This is a genomic window from Wolbachia endosymbiont (group B) of Germaria angustata (genome assembly GCF_964026725.1).
In the GTDB taxonomy this organism is placed as follows: domain Bacteria; phylum Pseudomonadota; class Alphaproteobacteria; order Rickettsiales; family Anaplasmataceae; genus Wolbachia; species Wolbachia pipientis_C.
Genome location: NZ_OZ034691.1, coordinates 494,080 through 514,704, shown reverse-complemented (window position 1 = coordinate 514,704; position 20,625 = coordinate 494,080). Strand labels below are relative to the sequence as shown.

General features: G+C 34.2%; 18 protein-coding genes and 1 pseudogene. 8 read left to right on the top strand and 11 right to left on the bottom strand.

Features of this window, described 5'->3' with window-relative positions; genetic code table 11:
- Window positions 1-55: 55 nt before the first annotated feature.
- The 8 genes from AAGD63_RS02555 to AAGD63_RS02520 all read right to left on the bottom strand — a co-directional run bounded on the left by AAGD63_RS02555 (window position 56) and on the right by AAGD63_RS02520 (window position 9,836).
- Window positions 56-838, bottom strand: a complete 783-nt coding sequence (locus tag AAGD63_RS02555; RefSeq protein ID WP_341813714.1) for a hypothetical protein — start codon at window positions 836-838, stop codon at window positions 56-58.
- Window positions 839-965: 127 nt separating this feature from the next.
- A complete protein-coding gene (locus tag AAGD63_RS02550) occupies window positions 966-1,502 on the bottom strand; it encodes a hypothetical protein (protein WP_341813713.1) in 537 nt (178 codons plus the stop codon).
- A 74-nt stretch (window positions 1,503-1,576) separates the two neighbouring features.
- Window positions 1,577-2,740 (bottom strand): phage major capsid protein, encoded by a 1,164-nt coding sequence (locus AAGD63_RS02545; RefSeq protein WP_341813712.1) that lies wholly within the window; start codon window positions 2,738-2,740, stop codon window positions 1,577-1,579.
- 637 nt (window positions 2,741-3,377) lie between these two features.
- Complete coding sequence (locus tag AAGD63_RS02540; RefSeq protein ID WP_341813711.1) at window positions 3,378-3,509, bottom strand: hypothetical protein; 132 nt, start codon at window positions 3,507-3,509, stop codon at window positions 3,378-3,380.
- Between the two features lie 43 nt (window positions 3,510-3,552).
- Entirely contained in the window at window positions 3,553-4,233 is a 681-nt protein-coding gene (pyrF, locus tag AAGD63_RS02535; protein ID WP_341813710.1) for an orotidine-5'-phosphate decarboxylase, read from the bottom strand.
- Window positions 4,234-4,276: 43 nt separating this feature from the next.
- Window positions 4,277-5,443 (bottom strand): hypothetical protein, encoded by a 1,167-nt coding sequence (locus tag AAGD63_RS02530; RefSeq protein WP_341813709.1) that lies wholly within the window; start codon window positions 5,441-5,443, stop codon window positions 4,277-4,279.
- 137 nt (window positions 5,444-5,580) lie between these two features.
- A complete protein-coding gene (locus AAGD63_RS02525) occupies window positions 5,581-7,221 on the bottom strand; it encodes a hypothetical protein (protein WP_341813708.1) in 1,641 nt (546 codons plus the stop codon).
- Window positions 7,222-7,262: 41 nt separating this feature from the next.
- Complete coding sequence (locus AAGD63_RS02520; RefSeq protein ID WP_341813707.1) at window positions 7,263-9,836, bottom strand: valine--tRNA ligase; 2,574 nt, start codon at window positions 9,834-9,836, stop codon at window positions 7,263-7,265.
- Window positions 9,837-9,982: 146 nt separating this feature from the next.
- On the opposite strand from AAGD63_RS02520, the gene AAGD63_RS02515 reads away from it, so the two are divergent.
- Window positions 9,983-10,492 carry a hypothetical protein gene (locus AAGD63_RS02515; protein WP_341813706.1) on the top strand — a complete coding sequence of 170 codons (510 nt, stop codon included), beginning with the start codon at window positions 9,983-9,985 and terminating at the stop codon, window positions 10,490-10,492.
- A 117-nt stretch (window positions 10,493-10,609) separates the two neighbouring features.
- On the opposite strand, the pseudogene AAGD63_RS02510 reads toward AAGD63_RS02515, so the two are convergent.
- Window positions 10,610-11,805, bottom strand: a pseudogene (locus AAGD63_RS02510) (cbb3-type cytochrome c oxidase subunit I).
- Here AAGD63_RS02510 and AAGD63_RS02505 point away from each other — a divergent pair.
- The 5 genes from AAGD63_RS02505 to AAGD63_RS02485 all read left to right on the top strand — a co-directional run bounded on the left by AAGD63_RS02505 (window position 11,714) and on the right by AAGD63_RS02485 (window position 15,638).
- On the top strand, window positions 11,714-11,911 hold the full coding sequence (locus AAGD63_RS02505; protein WP_341813792.1) for a hypothetical protein: 198 nt from the start codon (window positions 11,714-11,716) through the stop codon (window positions 11,909-11,911). The pseudogene AAGD63_RS02510 and the gene AAGD63_RS02505 overlap by 92 nt on opposite strands.
- A gap of 52 nt (window positions 11,912-11,963) precedes the next feature.
- Window positions 11,964-12,140 carry a hypothetical protein gene (locus AAGD63_RS02500; protein WP_341813705.1) on the top strand — a complete coding sequence of 59 codons (177 nt, stop codon included), beginning with the start codon at window positions 11,964-11,966 and terminating at the stop codon, window positions 12,138-12,140.
- Between the two features lie 84 nt (window positions 12,141-12,224).
- Window positions 12,225-13,334 (top strand): PQQ-binding-like beta-propeller repeat protein, encoded by a 1,110-nt coding sequence (locus tag AAGD63_RS02495; protein ID WP_341813704.1) that lies wholly within the window; start codon window positions 12,225-12,227, stop codon window positions 13,332-13,334.
- The gene (lpdA, locus tag AAGD63_RS02490; protein ID WP_264720147.1) at window positions 13,327-14,715 is read left to right on the top strand and encodes a dihydrolipoyl dehydrogenase; all 1,389 of its coding nucleotides are present in this window, start codon (window positions 13,327-13,329) and stop codon (window positions 14,713-14,715) included. The genes AAGD63_RS02495 and lpdA overlap by 8 nt, the downstream gene beginning before the upstream one ends.
- A gap of 2 nt (window positions 14,716-14,717) precedes the next feature.
- A complete protein-coding gene (locus tag AAGD63_RS02485; protein WP_341813703.1) occupies window positions 14,718-15,638 on the top strand; it encodes a tyrosine-type recombinase/integrase in 921 nt (306 codons plus the stop codon).
- 206 nt (window positions 15,639-15,844) lie between these two features.
- Here the strand turns inward: AAGD63_RS02485 and gatB are convergent, their stop codons facing one another.
- Together gatB and pdhA are read right to left on the bottom strand one after the other, a co-directional pair.
- Complete coding sequence (gatB, locus tag AAGD63_RS02480) at window positions 15,845-17,275, bottom strand: Asp-tRNA(Asn)/Glu-tRNA(Gln) amidotransferase subunit GatB (RefSeq protein WP_341813702.1); 1,431 nt, start codon at window positions 17,273-17,275, stop codon at window positions 15,845-15,847.
- A gap of 205 nt (window positions 17,276-17,480) precedes the next feature.
- Window positions 17,481-18,461, bottom strand: a complete 981-nt coding sequence (gene pdhA, locus AAGD63_RS02475) for a pyruvate dehydrogenase (acetyl-transferring) E1 component subunit alpha (RefSeq protein WP_341813701.1) — start codon at window positions 18,459-18,461, stop codon at window positions 17,481-17,483.
- A 65-nt stretch (window positions 18,462-18,526) separates the two neighbouring features.
- Here pdhA and hemJ point away from each other — a divergent pair, with 65 nt between their 5' ends.
- Window positions 18,527-18,955 carry a protoporphyrinogen oxidase HemJ gene (gene hemJ / locus AAGD63_RS02470; protein WP_012481732.1) on the top strand — a complete coding sequence of 143 codons (429 nt, stop codon included), beginning with the start codon at window positions 18,527-18,529 and terminating at the stop codon, window positions 18,953-18,955.
- Window positions 18,956-19,109: 154 nt separating this feature from the next.
- Complete coding sequence (locus tag AAGD63_RS02465) at window positions 19,110-20,621, top strand: HlyD family type I secretion periplasmic adaptor subunit (protein WP_341813700.1); 1,512 nt, start codon at window positions 19,110-19,112, stop codon at window positions 20,619-20,621.
- Window positions 20,622-20,625 lie beyond the last annotated feature (4 nt).

Genomic DNA, 20,625 nt, shown 5'->3' with positions numbered 1-20,625 from the left:
GGAGAAAACTTATAAAGAAAAAAAGAGCACCAAAGAAGATGCTCTTTTTTGAAGACTAATAACCGTTTCCTGCTTTGCTCAGATTAGAGATATAATGTATTTGTGCTTCTGGCACTTCAATTGTTGGACTTGGTTTTGTACCTTTTTCATCTTGTTGTGCCGTAATAGGATTGAGATTATGCTTCTCCAACGCTGTACCTTTAAACGGCTGATTAGATATACTATCTACTTTAATCTCTGTTACATCATCTTTCAATCCTAACATTTCTTTTATACGGTAGGTGTTATCTTTTCTACTATAAATTGCATTACAACTTAAATACCTACCATCTTCATTCTTTTTTGTTATTGATTCTATACGTACACTTGTGATGTTATTAAAGTAATTATTACCATAACCAACGATTTTATATTCATTTTTACCGCACTTTACATATACAAGTAGTTTAGTCAATGAATTCACTGTATTATTGAGATTTTTATACTCTCCTTCTGCTAAAGGTTTATTTAATAAAAGAAAGAATTGGTTATCATGAAATTCAATCTCACCTACCGTTTTAGGTTCATCATTTAATCTTTCTGGAAAATTTTCTGCTGGCTCGACGTTTATATCTGTTTTAGATACAGATTCTTCAGTCTCATTTTGCATAGGGGTGCTAACAGTTGGACTTTTATTTACATTCTCATCTGAAGGTCTCTTTGGTGATATATTTTCTTGAGCAGTATTTGCTTTACTGCTAAATAACCAATTCCAACCTGATGAAATTTTTCTTGCAATCCATGAAATTCCTGTACGATAAGCAATCGACTGAAAAAAGTTTTTTATACTTTCCCACATACTTTACTACTTAAATTAATAATTTAATTATTATATATAAAATTTAATTTGTCAATTTTCTCCTATGGAGAAAACTTATAAAGAAAAAAGAGCACCTCTTTAGGTGCTCTTTTGTGAAGGATAGTAACTATATCTTAACAGATCGACCAGTACCAGCAATGTGTTGTTCCGCTTCTGTATTAGTAGTTTCTGAATTTGGTGTGTTACTAAGCGATTGACCGACTTGTCTTCTTATTTTATTGGTATTAGCTGAGTCTAATAAAAGCTTTTCCATTTCTTCTGGTTTATTATCACCATAAACTTCGTTGCTATCTAGGGTACCAACTGAATTAATAGATAGACATATATTACCATCTTCCATCATCGTTTTCGAGTCGTAACGACCTGTGATATACAATGATTCATCATTAAAATCTAAACGAAACTCATTATTAATTACATTACCATATCCATCTTTATTGTTTGGAAGTGTTAAGTCAATACCTTGCGGTATAGCCAATACTACTTTACCGTTGTCCAATTTTTTAACATTTAACATTATCTTTTTATTAGGATCAATTACTTGGTTTACCTTATTACCAGAACACCAATTCTTAATGCTGTTCCAGATTGATGCAATTCTTCCTGCAATCGACTGAAAAAAGTCTTTTATTTTTTTTAACATATTTTACTCCTTAAATTAATAATAATTTAATTATTATATAAAAAGTATAATATGTCAATTATTTCATAAAAATTTTAGTACTTGCTCGCAATTTTCAACAATTTAATAGCACTGGTGTTGACAACCTCCCCACCGACACGCTTAGTGACAAAAAATCTAACATAAGGTTTGTTTGTATAAGGGTCTCTAAGTATTCTCATTCCTCTGTTATCTACGATCTTATAAGCTTGTTTGAAATCTGCTACTGCAATTATTGTAGGTGGCATATCAGCAGATTGATATACTGGTATTCCCATTAAAGTATCTGGTGTTTCAAGCGATAAACTCGGCTGCCAGAGATACTGACCTGTTTCAGATTTTAGTAGCCTCACGTCCTTTAACGTACTCCTGTTCATTAAAAATGATGCATTTTTAGAGTAATGTTCATTTAGAGAGTAGTACAATATCATTATGGCGTCGCTGTCTAGCTTATCAGCTTTAATTTGCTCTATCTTATTATGACCATTTCCATTTTCGTAAGTTAAAATTCCTTTAGGCTGAAAAGTGCCATCACCTTTAATAAAGGCTTCATTCTCCTTCTTACTGAAAGTTTCGGCAACCTTTTCTACAAGCCAATTTTCAACATTGACAAATGCATCATCGAGCAATTTTTGTGATATTTGCGGCTGAGCATAGAGCTCATAAGTTGTGATGGAAATCTTTTGAATTTTAGGTGTACTTGTGTCTTGTGCAAAATCATACTTGGATTTATAGCCACCATCTTCGTCGTCTACCACTTCACCACTCCAACCTGCACCAGCACGGTCACAATCTTCTATAATATAATCCAATGTTTCAGTAGAGATTCTTTGACTAGAACATATTTGCCGCATTGGAGATGAATCAGTTATACGCTTGTTTATGCGTTTTACAATATGAGGAGTAACTAAATACCCTCCAATATCATTGTCATCTCCACTTAGGGTTTTGTGTGATAATCTGTTTTCCATTCCTTTGCGAATATAATCAGAAAAATATTTATCACCTGTACTAAAATCTGTGCTAATCTCTGGGCGTTGAGCTGAGGTTTCAATAAAATCTAAGCACTCTTTGCAATTATCAATATTACTATTTATTTTGCATAGCTGCTCAGGCCCTTTGCTTTCGATTTCTTTTAGTTTACGATCATTTATTAGTTTAAATTGCTCCCATGATGAAGCAAGTTCATTAACACGGTGAGCGATATCAGTAAGTGACATAATAGCCTCCTTTAAAAATAAAATTAGAATAGTTATTGTAATTTGAAGGTAATCTTTATCAGTAATCTCAGCGTTGTCATGCAAACTGCATTCAGAAAAAAGACAGGTGAATGGCAGCTTAGTATAACTCAAACGCTTGTTTACAATATGGATCCCAGTGCTGGGAGGCGCCCTCATGGTAAACAACGTTCATACAACTGTATACGTATAATGCTCGTACCTGCCATTCACCGGTCTTTTTTCTGGATTCTAGCATTGGCTTCATGGTAGATACAAATGAACGTAAGCTGCTTGGTAACGGGAGAAAAATGATAATGATTACTTGTTGAAGTAAAAAAAAGCAGTGTAGTATTACACCACGCTAAGTATTATACTTAATTGTCAGTACTATACAGCATCCATTTTTTTTGTGTCAAGCACTTTTTTTCACTGAGTATCTATTCAGGAGAATGTGCAAATAAAGTACGTAGCCGTACAAATTTGCCAAAACAATAAATGGTATCCTGTGCTGGGATCCATTTTTCTATCATCACCAGAAACGTTGATTACTTTTATACCTGTAAATTTAACTGGATCCCAGTGTCAGGGCACTGGGATGACAGAAGAAAAAGGCCTGTATCGGCTACTTCGATGACACTCACAGCCCTGTCATTCCAGCGCGTGACGCTGGAATCCAGAAAAAAAAGAAAATGGTCAAGCACTGGGATGACACCCATTTAGTTATCTTTTCTCGTCTACCTTGTTTTGCCACCCTGCTGAACGGATACATACCGTTTGTTGCTTTTACTCTATGCTACCTTATCTGCCCTGCTTCAATCAGTAAGGGATTTCAATATTAACTCTGCACTACTTGCGGGATTGCTACTCTCTGTAATGGGTCTGCCAATTACGATATAATCAGCTCCTGAATTTATTGCTTCTTTTGGTGTTGCTGTCCTTTTTTGATCATCATGACCTCGATTCATACGGATTCCTGGAGTAATAATTTTAAAGTCTTTACCACATTCTTGGCGCACTTCTTGAGCTTCTAGTGCAGAGCAAATTACTCCATGTAGACCAATCTTTTTTGCAAGCTTTGCCAGCAAAATTACCTGTGATTTTGCTTCCCTTGCCACTCCGAGTTCACTCAGATCTTCATTGCTCATGCTAGTTAATACTGTTACTCCAATTAGCTTTATTTTAGTGCCTTGCACTATACTTAGCGCTTCTTGAAGCATTTTTGTTCCACCGCTGATATGCAATGTTAGCATTTCAACATCTAGAATCTTGATTGCTTCAATCGTTCTAGCGACAGTGTTTGGAATATCATGCAATTTCAGATCTAAAAAAATTGGTATATTGCATTTTGCAACTTCTCTCACTCCAGAAGGGCCATGTGCAGCAAAAAATTCTAACCCAAGCTTTACCATGCAAACCTTATCACGCAGAGCATTAGCTAAAGATATAGCTTTATTCAAATCTTGTGTATCCAGTGCGCATATTATTGGGTTCATTATCTTGTATAATTTTTTTTATAATAAGAGTAATTATTGCATTTTACAATCCATATTCAGGGATTGGTCCACTTGCAATGCTTTGTACAGACACTGAACCCGATAATCTGGTCGGAGTGGGTGAACGACTGGCATATCCAAGATCTTCCTGTAAAGAATCAGACGTTTCCTCCGATGTTTTGGAACCGTTAACTGGAGTGAATTGTGCAAGTTCCCCTAATATAAATTTTATTTTCTGAGTCTCCCCTAATATTATTTTTTTGCTATAATCTTTAATTGTTTCATTTTCTCTTATCGATTCTTCTATCTTATCTATCACATATTGAAGTTGTTTTATTTGACTGTCTCGCTCTAAAAGTGAATTTCTTAAATTTTTCACTTCGTTATTACAATCTTGTCTTATTCTGTCTAACTCAAAAGACTGATTTTTAATTAAACCATCTGCTTTATCTAGCTCTTCAAATTTCCTTTTTAACTCTTGAGATAAGTTTTTATTTTTTTGATTAATTTCTTTAAATTTACATTGTAATTCACCTAATTCTACACAAAGTTCTTCTTGCCTTTTATATAATTCTTCTTTTTGTGTATATAGCATATGTTTCTCTTTACGTAATTTATCTATTTCCTTAGATAATTCCTCTTTTTCTTTGGATAATTTTTCTATTTCCTTATGCAATTCTTCATATTTATCATTGTCTATTTTTCTTTTCAATTCCATTATGTGTTTTTCCCTCTCAGTTAGATTAGCTTCTTTTTCCTTTAACTGTTTACACAAATGCAAGATTTTATAATGTAATTCTTTTTCTTGTGCAGCAAGCTCATCTCTTTCTTTCGTTATTTTTTCTAATTCGTCTGTTATTCCAATTATACGGTTCATTTTTACTTCTAATTTCTCCTCCAAAGATTTTTTTTCTTTAAGAAAAGATTTCCTCTCATCTTCTATTTTTTGACCAAATTTTCTTTCTTCCTCGTATAAATTGTGCTTTTCTTGAGTCAACTCAAGCTCTTTGTTAGCTAATTTCTTCTCCACTTTACTAGTGTCAATAATTATTTTATACAGAATCATAAGAGCCAAAGCAGATAATACAGCTAAAGCGAGAATTAAAGAACTAGGTACATTAATAAGCGCTAAAGATGTAAGTAACGTGAGAGTAGCCAGAGAACTAGCTATAAAATAAAATGTATTATATTTATTAAGTAAATTGCTCATCACCCATATACAAAACTTCAGCAGTCTTGTATATATTGATTAAAATTATCTTACCTGTAGAGGAGAACACTTATCACAATTGTACCAGTGATAAACTTTAGTTGATATGCTAACTAAACTCAAAATGCAAGGTGGCATCAGACGGGAGTAGAACGTCTACTAGAATATCCAAAATCTTCTGCATATGAAGTTTCATCCAGCTCTTTATTTGGTAGTGCTGATAAATCTCCATTACTTATATCTGAAGGAGCAAGGCTATCATTAGTTTGTACAGATATTTCTTCAATTACTCCTTTTATTTCTTGATCACTGACTCCAACATTCTTGATTAATTCCTCCAATCTATTCAAAATCTCTAATACACTTTCCTGCGATATAATCACGTTATCTCCTTCTTTTACATTCTCTTTGAACAAATATATTATGTTTTTTGCAAAATCTTGTGCTAAGCTCACACGATTCTGATGAGCTAATGAAGATTGATCATTCAAATCTGAAATTTCTTCTTTTATAGAATGCTTCTCAAATAGTAACTCTTTGTACTTTTCATGTTGAATTTGACTTTCTAATCTCTGGATTTCACTTTTAAGATCTGATCGCCCTATTTGATCAACTAGAACTTTAGCATATTCTTCTAAGCCTTGCTTTTCTTGCACTAATTCAGCTTTTTCTTTACTTAACTTTTGTATCTCTTTTTGCGCTTTCCTTAACTTCTCCTCTAACTTTTCCTTCTCTACTTTTTTCCTTTCAAATTCACTCTCTACCGAATCACTTAGCTGCTTGAGTTTTTGTGTTACTTCAGCCAAAACTTCATCTTTTTCCCTTACCTTTCCATTCAATTCCTCCACCTCTCTCATTTTTTGCTGTAATTGTTCTAATATAGTTTGATTATTTCCAGTTAATCTTGTATTTTCTTTTTCCAATTTATTAATTCTTTCGTTTAAGCTGTCATCTACAACTTGTGCACTTTTGTCTTGCATTTTAGTACTGTCTATTTGAGCTTCTTTGCTGCCACGCTCAATTTCTTGAGTTGTTTGAATGTTAATATTTCTATTACCATTTTCTATCACAATCTCAGATGATTTATGATTGCCTTTCTCCTTATTTCTAAATTTTATTTGATACAAGAATAAGTTACCTATTTTTACATCTTTATTTGCTTTCAATTGATCATCAGTAACACGATTACGCTCGATAAGTTCTATACCATTAGCATCAATATTAATTATAATAGTGCACTTTTTTCCGTCCTCATTACACCAATTCAGAGTCATTTCGTATGCACCATCAGTTACAACATAGTGCCTTATTCCTTCTTCAGAAACAAAACCGTGCATTCCATTTTTTCCATTGCTATGCAGAGTTGAAAACCCTGAAATTCCATTATCTTGACAGAAATTACTATTCAAAAACTCACTGACTTTGAATTTGTTTTTATTAGCTCCCAATTTAACTTCTGCACAACTACCATATATTGACACTGTTTCAACATCACTTTCAATATACCCATTCAATACTTTTTTAGCCTTATCTTGAAGCTCTAGTCTCGCCTCCTTTACATTATTGAAATCTTGGATAACGGCTTTATACACTTCATCTTCATTAAAATTGGCATTGTATTTTATTAAAAAAGATAATATGTGAAAACTAGCTACAGCAGTGTGAATTGATTTATTCTTTTCTTTTATCTTACCGAGCAAAAACAAAAACCTTTGAATGAAGTCATGATAATCATCTTTTTGTTCTTCAATTTTATTATCATATGAATTACCAATCATTATTACCTCACAACTAAATAATTAGTATAGTAATACGAATGCTAAGTTACATCAATCAATAAACTTACAGTAAATTTTCCATTCTCAGTTATAAGCTCTGCTTCTGTACTCTCAACCCATTCTATCACTTCAGCATTGCAAACTGACTGCAAATCATGCTGAGCAGAATAATTTAACTCATCCTCTTTTACACTCGCTTTTATCATCAACTTTTGTATAAGATGCTTAACTGATACGTTATTATCTGCTTTTATTTTTCTCACAAGGTTTAATATCTGCACGAAATTATCTCCCATTTCCTCAGAATACTTATCATAGATAAGTTCTTCCTTGTTAGGCCAATTACTTTTATTGTGAACGGAGTTATAACTATACAACTGATGATATATTTCCTCTGTAATGTATGGCAAAAATGGTGCAAATAACCGCAAAATAATATTGAGTACATATGCCAAACTCTGTTTCGCACTCATGTTTGCCTCGCTGTCCAATGCATCTCCATATGCACGTTTTTTAACTAACTCTAAGTAATTATCACAAAAATCTTTCCAAAAAAATTCTTCTATTGCGCTCAAAGCTTCGCAGTATTCAAACTGTAATAGGTTGTTCGTCGTTTTTTCTATCACTTTATATAATTTGGACAATATCCACTTATCCATCGTCTCACTGATGGAATTTATGCTCAATGCTTGATATTTTTCCATAAATATGGAAACAAATTTGCTAGCATTCCAAAGTTTCGTAACAAGTCGTTTGCCAATTTTGAAGATATTTTCAGAGTAGACTGTGTCAACTCCAAGTCTTGAGTTTGCTGCCCAATAGCGTACTACGTCAGCTCCATAGGTTTCAAGCATTACATGAGGAGTGATGATATTACCTTTTGATTTACTCATCTTTTTTTTATCATCAGCCAAACACCAACCACTAATCATGATATTTTTCCACGGCAGTGAATCTGCATGATAATGTGCCTTCAAAATCGTATAAAAAGCCCAAGTTCTTATTATCTCATGGCTTTGGCTGCGCAGATCTGCAGGAAATATCTTGTCATACCGATGGTTTGGTAAATTGAGCTCACTGTTTACTGCCAGTGCACTTAGTTGAGTAGTGATCGCACTTGTGGCCCACGTATCCATTACATCTTGGTCTGGGTTAACCTCTTCCTTACTATACCCTTTCGGCAAATCTTTGAGTGGATCGATAGGTAAATCCTTTACTTCAGCTAGAATGATTTTACCCTCTTCCCCTTTACGTTTTGAATACCACACCGGAAATGGCACACCAAAATAACGCTGTCTTGAAATGCACCAATCCCAATTTAGCCCTTCTATCCATACCTCCATGCGTTTACGCATAGACTTTGGATGCCAACTACACTTTTTTACTTTATCTAACACTTGAGCTTTTTGCTCTAAAGTCTTGATAAACCATTGATAAGTTGGTAATATTTCAAGTGATGCACCAGATCTTTCTGCACACTTTACGGAATGAGAAATGTTAGTACTTTCTATCAAAAGGCCCTTTTCAGTTAGGATTTCAATAATTCTCTTTCTTGCTTCTTTAACCTTTAGGCCATTTATTTCATCGTAGATTCCAGCGTCACGCGCTGGGGCGTGTGTCTCCTCTAATGGCTGGATTCCAGTGTCAAGCACTGGAATGTCACTCCCCTTTGTCATCCCAGTGCCTTGACACTGGGATCTATTATTACCATACACTGAATCTAGACTTATCCTACCATCCTGATCGATAATAATTTTCATCGGCAGACCATGCTTTTGCTGCCAATATATGTCGAGCTCATCACCAAACGTACAGCACATAACAAGCCCAGTACCTTTATCTATTTTAACTTTATCATCAGCTATTATTGGAACTTTTGCTCCTGTTATTGCCACCACGGCTATTTTTCCAATCAGCTGAGTGTAGCGTGCATCTTCTGGATGGCAAAAAACTGCAACACATGCTGGGATCAACTCAGGCCGTGTAGTTGCAATCTTAATCTGCTCATTTTCTTCAGTGGAAAAAACTATCGTGTTCAAAAATGACTCAAAGACTTTATCCTCTATTTCTGCTTGTGCAATTGCAGTTTTATCGACTGGGTCCCAAAGAATAGGTTGCATTTTTCTGTATGCATACTCTTTATTATATAGATCAATGAATGACATTTGAGAAAGTGCCACAGCTTCCTTGCTGATCGTGTGGTATTCCAAATCCCAGTCATAGCTAATGCCAACTGATTTAAACAATTCTTTGAATTCTTGCTTTGATTTTTCAATAACCTCATGGCACATCTCTATAAATTTTTCTCTGCCAACTTCTTTTGCGCGGGTTTTATAGGTTTGCTCAACTAACCTTTCAGTCGGAAGGCCATTATCATCAAACCCAATTGGATAAAATACATCTTTTCCCAGCATACGCTGAAACCTTGCAATAAAGTCTGTGTGGCAATAGCTGAATATATGGCCAATATGCAACTTTCCTGATATCGTTGGTGGGGGAGTATCTATAGTGAAAGTGTTACCCTTTTCACTACTCCATTTATAAACTTTACTTCCTTCCCATAATACATTGTATTTGTCTTCAACTTCTCTAAAGCTGTATTTTTCTTCCAACATAAATATTTTTCAGTTTTAAGCTTTAAGTTAGCACAATTGAGCAAATACAGCAATTTTAATGTCTGACATTTTAGTTTATAATACAAAATTTCTTGATTTTAGTTTTTTATGTATTACACGATAAATTTTTAGTATTGAGGTTTATTATGCCTGATTTTAAATTTTCTGATTTACAAGATCTTGTTAATGCTCTATATGATCCATACTATCTGCCCTCCAATGAAAAAATAAAACTAGCAGAATTGCTTGAGGACGTGTTGGAACTAGAAGTTAAAAAAAGCCCAGAAAAGGCAATATCTAAATTAAAAAATAAAATAAAAAATGAACTAAAAAGTGAAGTATCGAATGAACTGAAACAAAAAATAAATACTCAAATCCAGCAGTTACAGCAAGAAAAGAAAATATTAGAAACCAAAAATGAAGCAAATAAACAACTGAAAGAAAAAGCAACATACATCGCTACTGCTAGCACTGGTCTTGCTGTTGGGTTAGTAGTGTATATTACACTTGAACATACAACTAAATTGGACATATGGTTAATCGTTGTTATAGCAACAGTATCTGCATTCTTAGCTGGTGGTTTAATAATGAAACCTAGCTCTCAAATAAATGGAACACAAGAACCAAAAGGAGTAGCAAATAAGAATTCAGTCTAGCTTGATATAGTTTTTTTCATTTCACTGCCTTTCCAAATTTGAAGCAGGTTGTTTGAGCCATAGTACAAAGTAAATATAGTAATTTTACACTAAAATTTTTAATTTTGTTTCTGTGGGTTAGTTGGTACGAGCCTTGCCTTTAAGAAGATGTAACATCACAATTATTATGAATAACATTCCACCAATAACTGATATAGCTCCACCCGTAATAAAACAAGCACGTGCCAACATTGATGAAATACTTGGCAGATCTGCAACTTTTCTTAAGGCACCATATCCACCAAGCCAAACAAGGCCAGTAATATGGAGAAAATGTCCCAAACTGTAAGCGTAAATCTGTAATCTTACTATGGAGCTTTTTATTTCTTTACAGCCCAATTTTGGTAACAGCCAGTAGACAAAATTCATAAAAGCTATAGTAATACCAACCACAGAACCGTGATAATGCGCAAGGATAGTGACATTTCCTTCAATAGTTAGCACTCCAAGCACACCTCCATAAATGAACAATACAAACGAGTGGAGAAGATAATTGCCCTTATCATTGAGTAGAGTTTTTATGTTGCAATACACTAATATTGTTAAAAAGCACGGCAGAACTGCTCCAGCAATTCTCATATGCCAGGTAAAAACTGTATCAATTCAGCACTATCCGACGAATAAATAAAGTATATAAACGGCGCACCTACGGTCAAAACTGTGTTTATAAATAGTGGTAAAATGGTAATTTTATTTAGACTAATATAGCGAGCATTCAGTATGATCAAATAAACTAAAAACATTGCTTGAGCAAAGGCAAACTGCAGTAAATGTCCGCCTCCCCAAAAGAGATATTCATAAAATAAATTCTTGTCCGAGTGATATAGACCTGGAGGCATATTTTTATGTGCTAAAACAACACAAAGAAATGATGACACAAGTATAATGACCAGGCCAATTTGTCCGATTGAAAGATATGAGTCTTGTTTATTTGATATGTAGGCTAGAGCTGTATTTATCAATATGCTGGTAATGAAAAGACTGAGTCCAAGTAAAAATAATTTGTTTTGTAATACAGGTATATAGTTACTTTTGATAACTTCAGTATTTGGAACAAATGCAGATATAAACATTAGCAGCATGGAAAGGATTGAGAGAATCCATGAGAAGTTAAACCAATGATTGGTGTTTTTTAAGTTTATGATGAAGAGCAGAGATATTATAGAGCACATCCATACCAAAATTGACAAATTTACGTGTATCACCAGTGCATTATCAAAGATATATTGTGCAGAAGGAATGAGAGAAGAAATAAAAGGCAATCGTAGAAAAATAACAATTATTGACAGCAGTCCAGAACAAGCAAGAGCAAGTACTGCCAAGAATATCCATTGCCTGCAAAGTGAAGCGTTATTTTGTATGTTGAGCATTTATTTTTAGGTACTATAGCATAAGACAATGTACATTTTTCAAATTGATATGCATAGTTTAAATGAATGACATTACAACAATATCTTTCATCGTGAAAATGCTGCGTACATTTCCATTTCATATTATGGTAATATTACTGACAGCGTTAGTCTGGGCTATCGAAATGTGTTTTTATCAATACTTGATAAAAATTATTACAGTAAGAGAATCTTTACATAATGGCATGACATTACGTTAATGCTTTTGATCCACAATTAAGAACATTTTCGTTGTGATTTACGTTTCTAGTATGTATATTAATGAATCTTGTTTTCACTAAATAATGAAAATAATAATTGTCATGATAATGTTATTGTATAGTAACTATACAATGGCAAGCGAACGAATAAGTTTAGTAGATAAAAAATTATCTCAAGGATATGTAGCTCCAATACTTACAGAAAATAGCGTTATTTTACCAGACAAGCACGGTACCTTATATTCCTTTGATATCGATAACCCAAGAGTTATAAATTGGAAATTATACCTCTCAAGTAGGAAAAAAATTGGTAATATGAGTTTATCGAGCTACAAAGAAAATGTTTTCTTTGTAGTGGATAACATTCTACACACAATAGATGCGAAAACAGGGGAGATTCAATGGGAAAAAGAATTAAGAGCTCCGGCAAGAGGGAAAGCAATAGTAATAAACAATAAGTTGGTAGTATTGACTATTGATAACTATCTACATGCATTTGATATAAAAGATGGCAGCCCCATTTGGGCTTATCAAAATGGTATAAATGAGGTTCGAGGTTTATATTCCATCTCACCAGCAGTCTCTAATGATAAAATAATGGCACCATTTTCAAATGGTGCGTTAATAGCTTTTAATGAAGAAGGTAAAAAACTATGGAGCCAAAAATTAGCTACAAATCTTTTAGATACACAGCTTACAGATGTAACTACTACGCCTAGAGTACACGATAATATCTTAATAGCTACGAGCAACTCTTATATTTATAGCATTGACGTAAACTCAGGAAATATTTTATGGTCAAGGCCACTACAAGTAAAAAGTATATCAAACATTGAGTCATATTATAGCCCTCTTATTCCTGCAGAGAAACAAAAAGAAGGCGGAAGAATTTTCATGGTGACTAAAGATAATAAGGTAATTGGCATCGACATACAAAGTGGAGAAACAGTTTGGACATCTGATTTTATAGAGAATGTGCAATTGTTTGTTCCAATTATGTATGCCCATACGCTTTGGGTAACAAGTAATAAAGGTTCAATATTTGTTTTTCCTGGATCTGAAAGTACAGGAAGGGTAATTAAAATACCTGGTAATGTGTTTCATGCTCCAGTATTTACCCATGGTAAGATGTATATAACGACTGAAGGAAATGGTGTTTATTCTTTAGAAAATAGGTTTGTTTTTTATGACTGATTATGATTTGATTATTATAGGTGGTGGTCCAGGTGGTTACAAATGCGCTATTGCTGCTGCAAAACTTGGACTCAAAGTTGCTTGTATAGACAAAAATAGCATTTTTGGTGGCACGTGTTTGCGAGTTGGGTGTATACCATCAAAAGCATTACTCCATTCCTCTTATCAGTATGCTAGCGCGAAAAATAATCTATCAAAACTTGGCATAAAAGTTAAGGATGTAAGTCTCGATTTGAAAGAAATGCTAGGCTATAAAGACGCTAGAGTTCAAGAACTTGGAAAAGGCATAGAATATCTGTTTAACCTTTACAAAATTACTAAGATCAATGGACTTGGAAAAATTACTTCTTTTGATCAAGACAACCTTGAAGTTTCAGTTGAAGGTAAGGTACTGAAGGCAAAAAATATAGTAATTGCAACTGGTTCTGATGTTAGTTCTCTACCAGGAATTGATATTGATGAGAAAAATATCATTTCATCAACTGGTGCATTGTCTTTAACTGAAGTACCAAAAAAACTTGTTGTAATTGGAGCTGGGGCAATAGGACTTGAAATGTCTTCTGTGTGGAATAGGCTAGGCTCTGAAGTTACTGTAGTAGAGTTTTTTGATAGAATCGCTGCAGCAATGGATAGCGAACTAAGTAAGTCTTTACTTTCTAGTCTACAAAAGCAGGGAATAAAATTTTTACTCAGCACCAAAGTTGAAGAGATAAAACAAAGTAGTAACTCTTTGAGTGTGAAAGTTTGCTCTGTAAAAGATAATCAAATAAACACTATAGAGGCGGATAAGGTATTGGTGGCAGCAGGACGCAAACCATGTACTGATGGTCTTGGTATTGATGAAAAAATGGAAAAAGATAATCGTGGTTTCGTTCAAGTTAACAACAGATATGAAACTAATGTGAAAGGAATATTTGCTATTGGTGATGTGATTGGTGGAGCAATGCTTGCTCACAAAGCTGAGGAAGAAGGGGTGGCAGTTGCAGAGATACTAGCAAGGCAATTGCCTCACGTTGATTATGAAATCATACCGTCAGTCATTTACACCCACCCTGCAGTTTCTTCAATCGGTAAAACTGAAGAAGAACTAAAAAGTGCTGGTCGAAAGTATAAAGTTGGTAAATGTCAATTTGCTGCAAACGGTAGAGCAAAAGTCACTGACGATGCTGAGGGATTCGTGAAAGTTCTGACTTGTAGCAAAGCAGATACAATACTCGGTGTACATATCATAGGAGCATACGCTGATACGCTAATCAATGAAGCAGCGGTTGCAATGGCATATGGTGCAGCAGCAGAGGATATATACAGAATTTGTCACTCTCATCCTGATATAAATGAAGCCTTTAGGGATGCGTGCATCGATGCTTTCTTTAAAAAGTAACTGTGGACCTCGGTTCAATCATTGAAAAATGGTATGATTGGCTAAAGTACAACAGGTCTTACTCACCAAACACTTTGGAGTCATACATGAGGGACCTCAAAGATCTTATAAGTTTCCTAAATACTCACATTGGTGAAGAAGTAAATGTTGGCTCTTTAGAAAAATTAAGCATACCTGAACTGAGAAGTTGGTTTACCTCTCGTTATACAAGAGGTGTAAATGCGAGATCTAACACTCGCGCATTATCAGTAATCAGAAATTTTTTCAAATATATAAAAAACAATTATGAAATAAATAATGAAGCGGTATTTTCTTTATCAAGGCCAATTCAGAGAAGAACTCTACCTAAAGCACTTTCAATATCTAACATAGAAACTCTATTGAAAGAAATGAAATTGCCTGATCTAGGCGAGCCTTGGGTGGTAAAAAGAGAAATTGCAATTGTCGTTCTGCTATATGGTACGGGTTTAAGAATCACTGAAGCATTGAATCTTAAGGTTAGTGATATTAGCAATGAAAGTTTAATAGTAACAGGTAAGGGAGATAAACAAAGGCAGGTATTTATTCTTCCAGTAGTAAAAAAGTGTATACAAAAATATATAAAAGCTTGTCCCCACTTTGACGAAGCGGGACATCTTTTTGTGGGGGTAAGAGGAAAAAAATTGGGAAGAACTTATGTTGCTAATCGTTTGCAAAAAATAAGAAGATTTTTAAACTTACCAGAAATTTTATCTCCACATGCATTTCGCCATAGTTTTGCTACTCATTTGCTTCAGAAAGATATTGATATAAGATCAATACAACAGCTGCTTGGCCATTCAAGCCTTGAAACTACTCAAGTTTACACTCACCTAAATTATCAAGATGTCTTCAATATGTATAAAAACTTTCAGAAGAGTTTGAATAAAAAATCAAAATCTTAACTTCGTCTTAAATCGATAATATTGCCGAACTGAGTGCTTGCAACATCATTCAGTACTATACTTGCTTTATATAAGCAATAGTGACCAGCAGAGAGAAAGCAAAGCGTTTTGCAAAAGGTTGTGAATAGAATAGACAGCAGAATTTAAATTAGAAGCTATGTAAAGAAACAAGTCAAGCAAATAGCAAAAGATCTGGGATCGTACACCTAGGCACTCAATTTTAATTTTTCACTCAAAATCAAGTTTACGACATCAGGGCTAGCTTTTCCTTTGGTAGATTTCATAACTTCACCAACAAAGAATCCATACAATCTTGTTTTACCACCCTTATATTCTTGAACTTTATCTTGGTTGTTATTGATGATTGTATCTATTACCTCTGAGATTTGACATGTGTCAGTTATTTGCTTGAGATCCTGCTCTTCTATAATAAGGGATGCAGGCTTTCCAGTTTCAAACATAATATCAAAAACTTGTTTACCAAGTTTAGCAGAGATCGTTCCATCGACGATAAAGTCGAGGAGTTCGGATAAAGCATCTGCTTTAATTGGAGAGCTAACAATATCAATATTTGTTTTATTTAAACGACCGAAAAGTTCGACGGTTAACCAGGTAACTGCAATCTTTGAATCATGCTTTTTTGCTAATTTTTCAAAATAATCAGCAATTTCTTTATCAGAAGTGATAACGTCTGCATCGTATTCATTTATACCTAATTCCTCTATGTATCGAAGTTTTTTTTGATCTGGCAACTCGGGTAAAGATGATTTAATAGAATCAATTTTGTCTTGGCTTATTTCAACAGGTAGTAAATCAGGTTCAGGGAAATATCTATAGTCACTTGAATCTTCTTTGCTTCTCATCACTTTTGTTTTTCCTAAAGTGACATCAAACAATAAGGTATCTTGACTTATTTCTCCTCCGCTTTCCAAAATTTTGATCTGCCTTTGTGCTTCATAATCTATAGCTTGTACAATATAACGTATTGAATTTAAGTTTTTTATTTCACAACGAGTGCCAAATGTGCTACTGCCCTTTGGGCGAACAGAAACATTTGCATCACAGCGAAGTGACCCCTTTTCCATATCACCATCACATGAACCGATGTAACGCAAAATCTGCCTCAATTTTTTCATGAATTCTGCAGCTTCTGCAGATGAACGAAAATCTGGCTCTGAAACAATTTCCATTAAAGCAACACCTGCACGATTTAAATCTATGTAAGTTTTGCTTTCTTCATGAATACTCTTTCCTGCATCTTGCTCTAAGTGAATTCTTGCGATTCTTATTTCTTTTTCATTATTATTGATAAAAACTTTGCCATTTTTAACTATTGGCTCAAAGAACTGGGTTATTTGATAACCTTGTGGTAAATCGGGATAAAAATAATTTTTCCGGTCAAAGTAAGAGCATTTATTAATTTCTGCAGAAATTGCAAGTCCGGTGCATATTGCTTGCTCTATGCAGCTATAATTTAATATTGGCAATGTACCTGGCATTGCCGCATCAACTAGAGAAACTTGAGTATTGTGCTCAGTGCCAAATTCCGTTAGTGAACTAGAAAATAGCTTTGTCTTAGAAGAAACCTGAGCGTGTACCTCAAGTCCAATTACTGTCTCCCAGTTTTCTTTTGTCATGTATTTTATTCAATTAATAACTTTATATTCTGCAAACTAGCACAAAAAGTCAAATAAAACTCATTTAACCTATGATCCAAGAGCGGTGTATATCAATAATATAAGAGTTACTACAGTTTCTATTGACTAGGCTGTTATATAATAAAGTTAAGTGCTGCCAAAAAATATCTATAGTAGGCCAAAACATAATTTTGATGGCAACTGATTAGCTAACAAATTTATAAACATCAGTATATAGTTCATCAATGCATGGCTCTTTACTATTTTTAGCAAAATCTTCTGACTTTTTTACTAAATCTCGTATTTCCTTATCAATAGCTTTGCATTCTTCATCAGAAGCGATTTTATTGTCTGTTATATACTGCTTTAAGGTGCTTATAGGATCATGATTTTGCTTCATATCTTCAACTTCTTCTTTTGAGCGATAAGTAGCAGGATCTGACATCGAATGGCCACGATATCTATATGTCTTCATTTCAAGCAAGAGAGGTCCTTTTCTCCCACGTACGTGCTCAGCTATTTCACTTGTTATCTCATAGACAGAGAAAAAATCCATTCCATCAACTTGTTTTCTAGGAATACCAAAACTCTCTCCTCTTTTATATAGTTCAGTTACTAAAGTTGATCTTTGCACAGAAGTTCCCATTGCGTATTCGTTATTTTCTATGATATAAACCACAGGTAACTTCCACAAAGATGCCATATTAAATGATTCATATACTTGTCCTTGATTTGCAGCACCGTCACCAAAATATGTGAATACAACGTTATCTTTTTTCTTGTATTTATTAGCAAATGCTATTCCTGTACCAATTGGGACTTGTGCACCTACTATTCCATGTCCACCAAAGAAATTTTTTTCAACATCAAATATGTGCATGGAGCCACCTTTACCTTTTGAACACCCTGTTTCTTTGCCGTTTAGTTCTGCCATCACAACATTCGGATCAGAATTACATGCAAGCATTAAGCCATGGTCTCTATAGCTTGTGATAAAAGCATCACCAGATTTTGATGCAGCTTGAGTCCCAACTGCAACTGCTTCTTGCCCTATTGATAAGTGACAGAATCCGCCTATTAATCCCATTCCGTATAATTGTCCTGCTTTTTCCTCAAATCTGCGTATGAGAAGCATTTTTCTGTAGAATCCAATCACCTGTTCTTTAGTGAAATTTTTTGCTTTCATATTGACTTTCTTTTATTAAATTGAGATCATACCAGAAATTTCTAACATTTTATAATACTATCTATATGGACTACTATCACTGGCTTGAAGCTTTTCACGTTATCTCTGTAATTATGTGGGTGGCAGGTATGCTCTATTTGCCAAGGCTTTATGTTTACCATGCATCTGTAAAACCAGGGTCAGAAAATGACAGCTTACTTCAAATAATGGAGAAGAGACTCCTTAGATATATCATAAACCCTGCAATGCTTTTCTCCCTTAGTTTTGGAATTATGCTAATGATTATTAGGGAAGCATATCGCGAAGGGTGGTTTCATGTAAAAGCGCTAGCATTATTCTTAATGTTTGCTATTCATGTCCTACTTGCAAAACATAGGAAAAATTTTGCAGTGGGCTTGAATAAGAAAACTCACGTTTATTTTCGTGTTTTAAACGAAGCAGTAACAGTGTTAATAATAATTATAGTTATTATGGTTATTGTAAAACCTTTTTGATTTTCTAGCCTAATGCTGAACCATTGAATGGAGTATAAGAATTGTTACTAAATAGTTTATTCTGATGTTCCATAGTCTAAGTAAAGTACTTAAGGTATAGATTCTTTGTTTTTGTGTGTTATCCTGGTTAACAAGAATTCGCAGTAGCATTATAATGAGTAAGTTAAAAAAGCTTAGTGCTGGACTTTCTTTGACAGGCCTGATTGGTAGTGATGATATAGATGTGCAAAGGGCAGGAAATAGAAAGAAGAAATATCAATTTTTGGATAAGACGTTCGCATGGATTGATGCGATGATAAATTTTATTTTTAAACGTGAGAGTAATAACGTAAATGAAGTCCTAAAAGTCACATGGGGACCACTATTTTTTGGTTTAGTGGTGATATTCATCTTTTTTGGAATAGGTGGTATTTGGTCAGCTATAGCTCCAATTGACGGAGCAGTGCATGCAAGTGGAGAAGTTATTGTCTCTTCAAATAGAAAAATAGTGCAACACTTGGGTGGGGGAATAATAAGCAAAATTTTAGTAAAAGAAGGTCAGGCAGTTAAGAAAGATGAGCCTTTAGTTTTATTAAGTGATGTTAACGAAAAGGCAAATTTGAGTATAATTAAAGAAAAACTCTTATCGTTTTTGGCAACTGAAGCAAGACTTATTGCAATTAGGGGAGACTTAGATACGCTAGAATTTTCTGATGAGGTTAAAAGATTATCTAACGATGAATTTGTAAATAAAGCGATAAAGAATCAGGTAAAGTTGTTCAACTCTCAGAGAAAGAGTATATTAGGAAAAACTGACATACTGCAACAACGTATAAAGCAGTTAAATGATGAATTAGCAGGGCTAAATTTTCAACTAAATGCAGCCCATAAGCAATATGACTTGATAACTGAGGAGTTAGAAACAAAAAGACAATTACTTGATAGTGGCCATATAAGCAAACCTCACATTTTAGCTTTAGAAAAACAGTTTGCTGACATTGAGGGTAGAGTTGGGCATTACCGTTCTGCAATATCTCAAGTACAGCAAAAGATTGGAGAAAATGAGTTAGAGATTATAAATGTGAAGAATGATGCTCAAGAAAGAGCAAATGCTGAGCTTAAGGAAGTTAATACATCTATTGCAGACTTAAAAGAGAGGCTGATGGTTGCTGAAGATTCGTTAGCACGTACAATAATTAAATCACCTCAAGATGGTATAGTTACAGATATAAGATACCACACTGAAGGTGGTGTTATACAATCTGGAGTTCCAATCATGAGTATAGTACCATCAGATGATGATCTAATAATAGATGCTAAAGTTCTAACCAGAAACATAGAAGAGATACTGTCAGCAAAAAAGAAAGATAGCAATATAGTCTCTATCGATGGACTAGAAGGGCTGAAAGTTAAAGTAAGGCTGAGCGCTTATAGTGCACGTCGCTTAAGTTTAATTAACGGTATAGTAAACCATATTTCCCCTGATGCTCTTGATGATCCAAGGATGGGGCGTTATTATTCAGTGCGAGTGGTGATACCAAAATCAGAACTTGCTCAATTTAAAAACGTATACCTATATCCTGGTATGCCAGTAGAGGTATATATAGTTACTCAATCCCGCACTCTTTTATCGTTCTTGTTTACACCTATAATTGCAACATTCGATAGATCTTTCATAGAGAGATAATTTA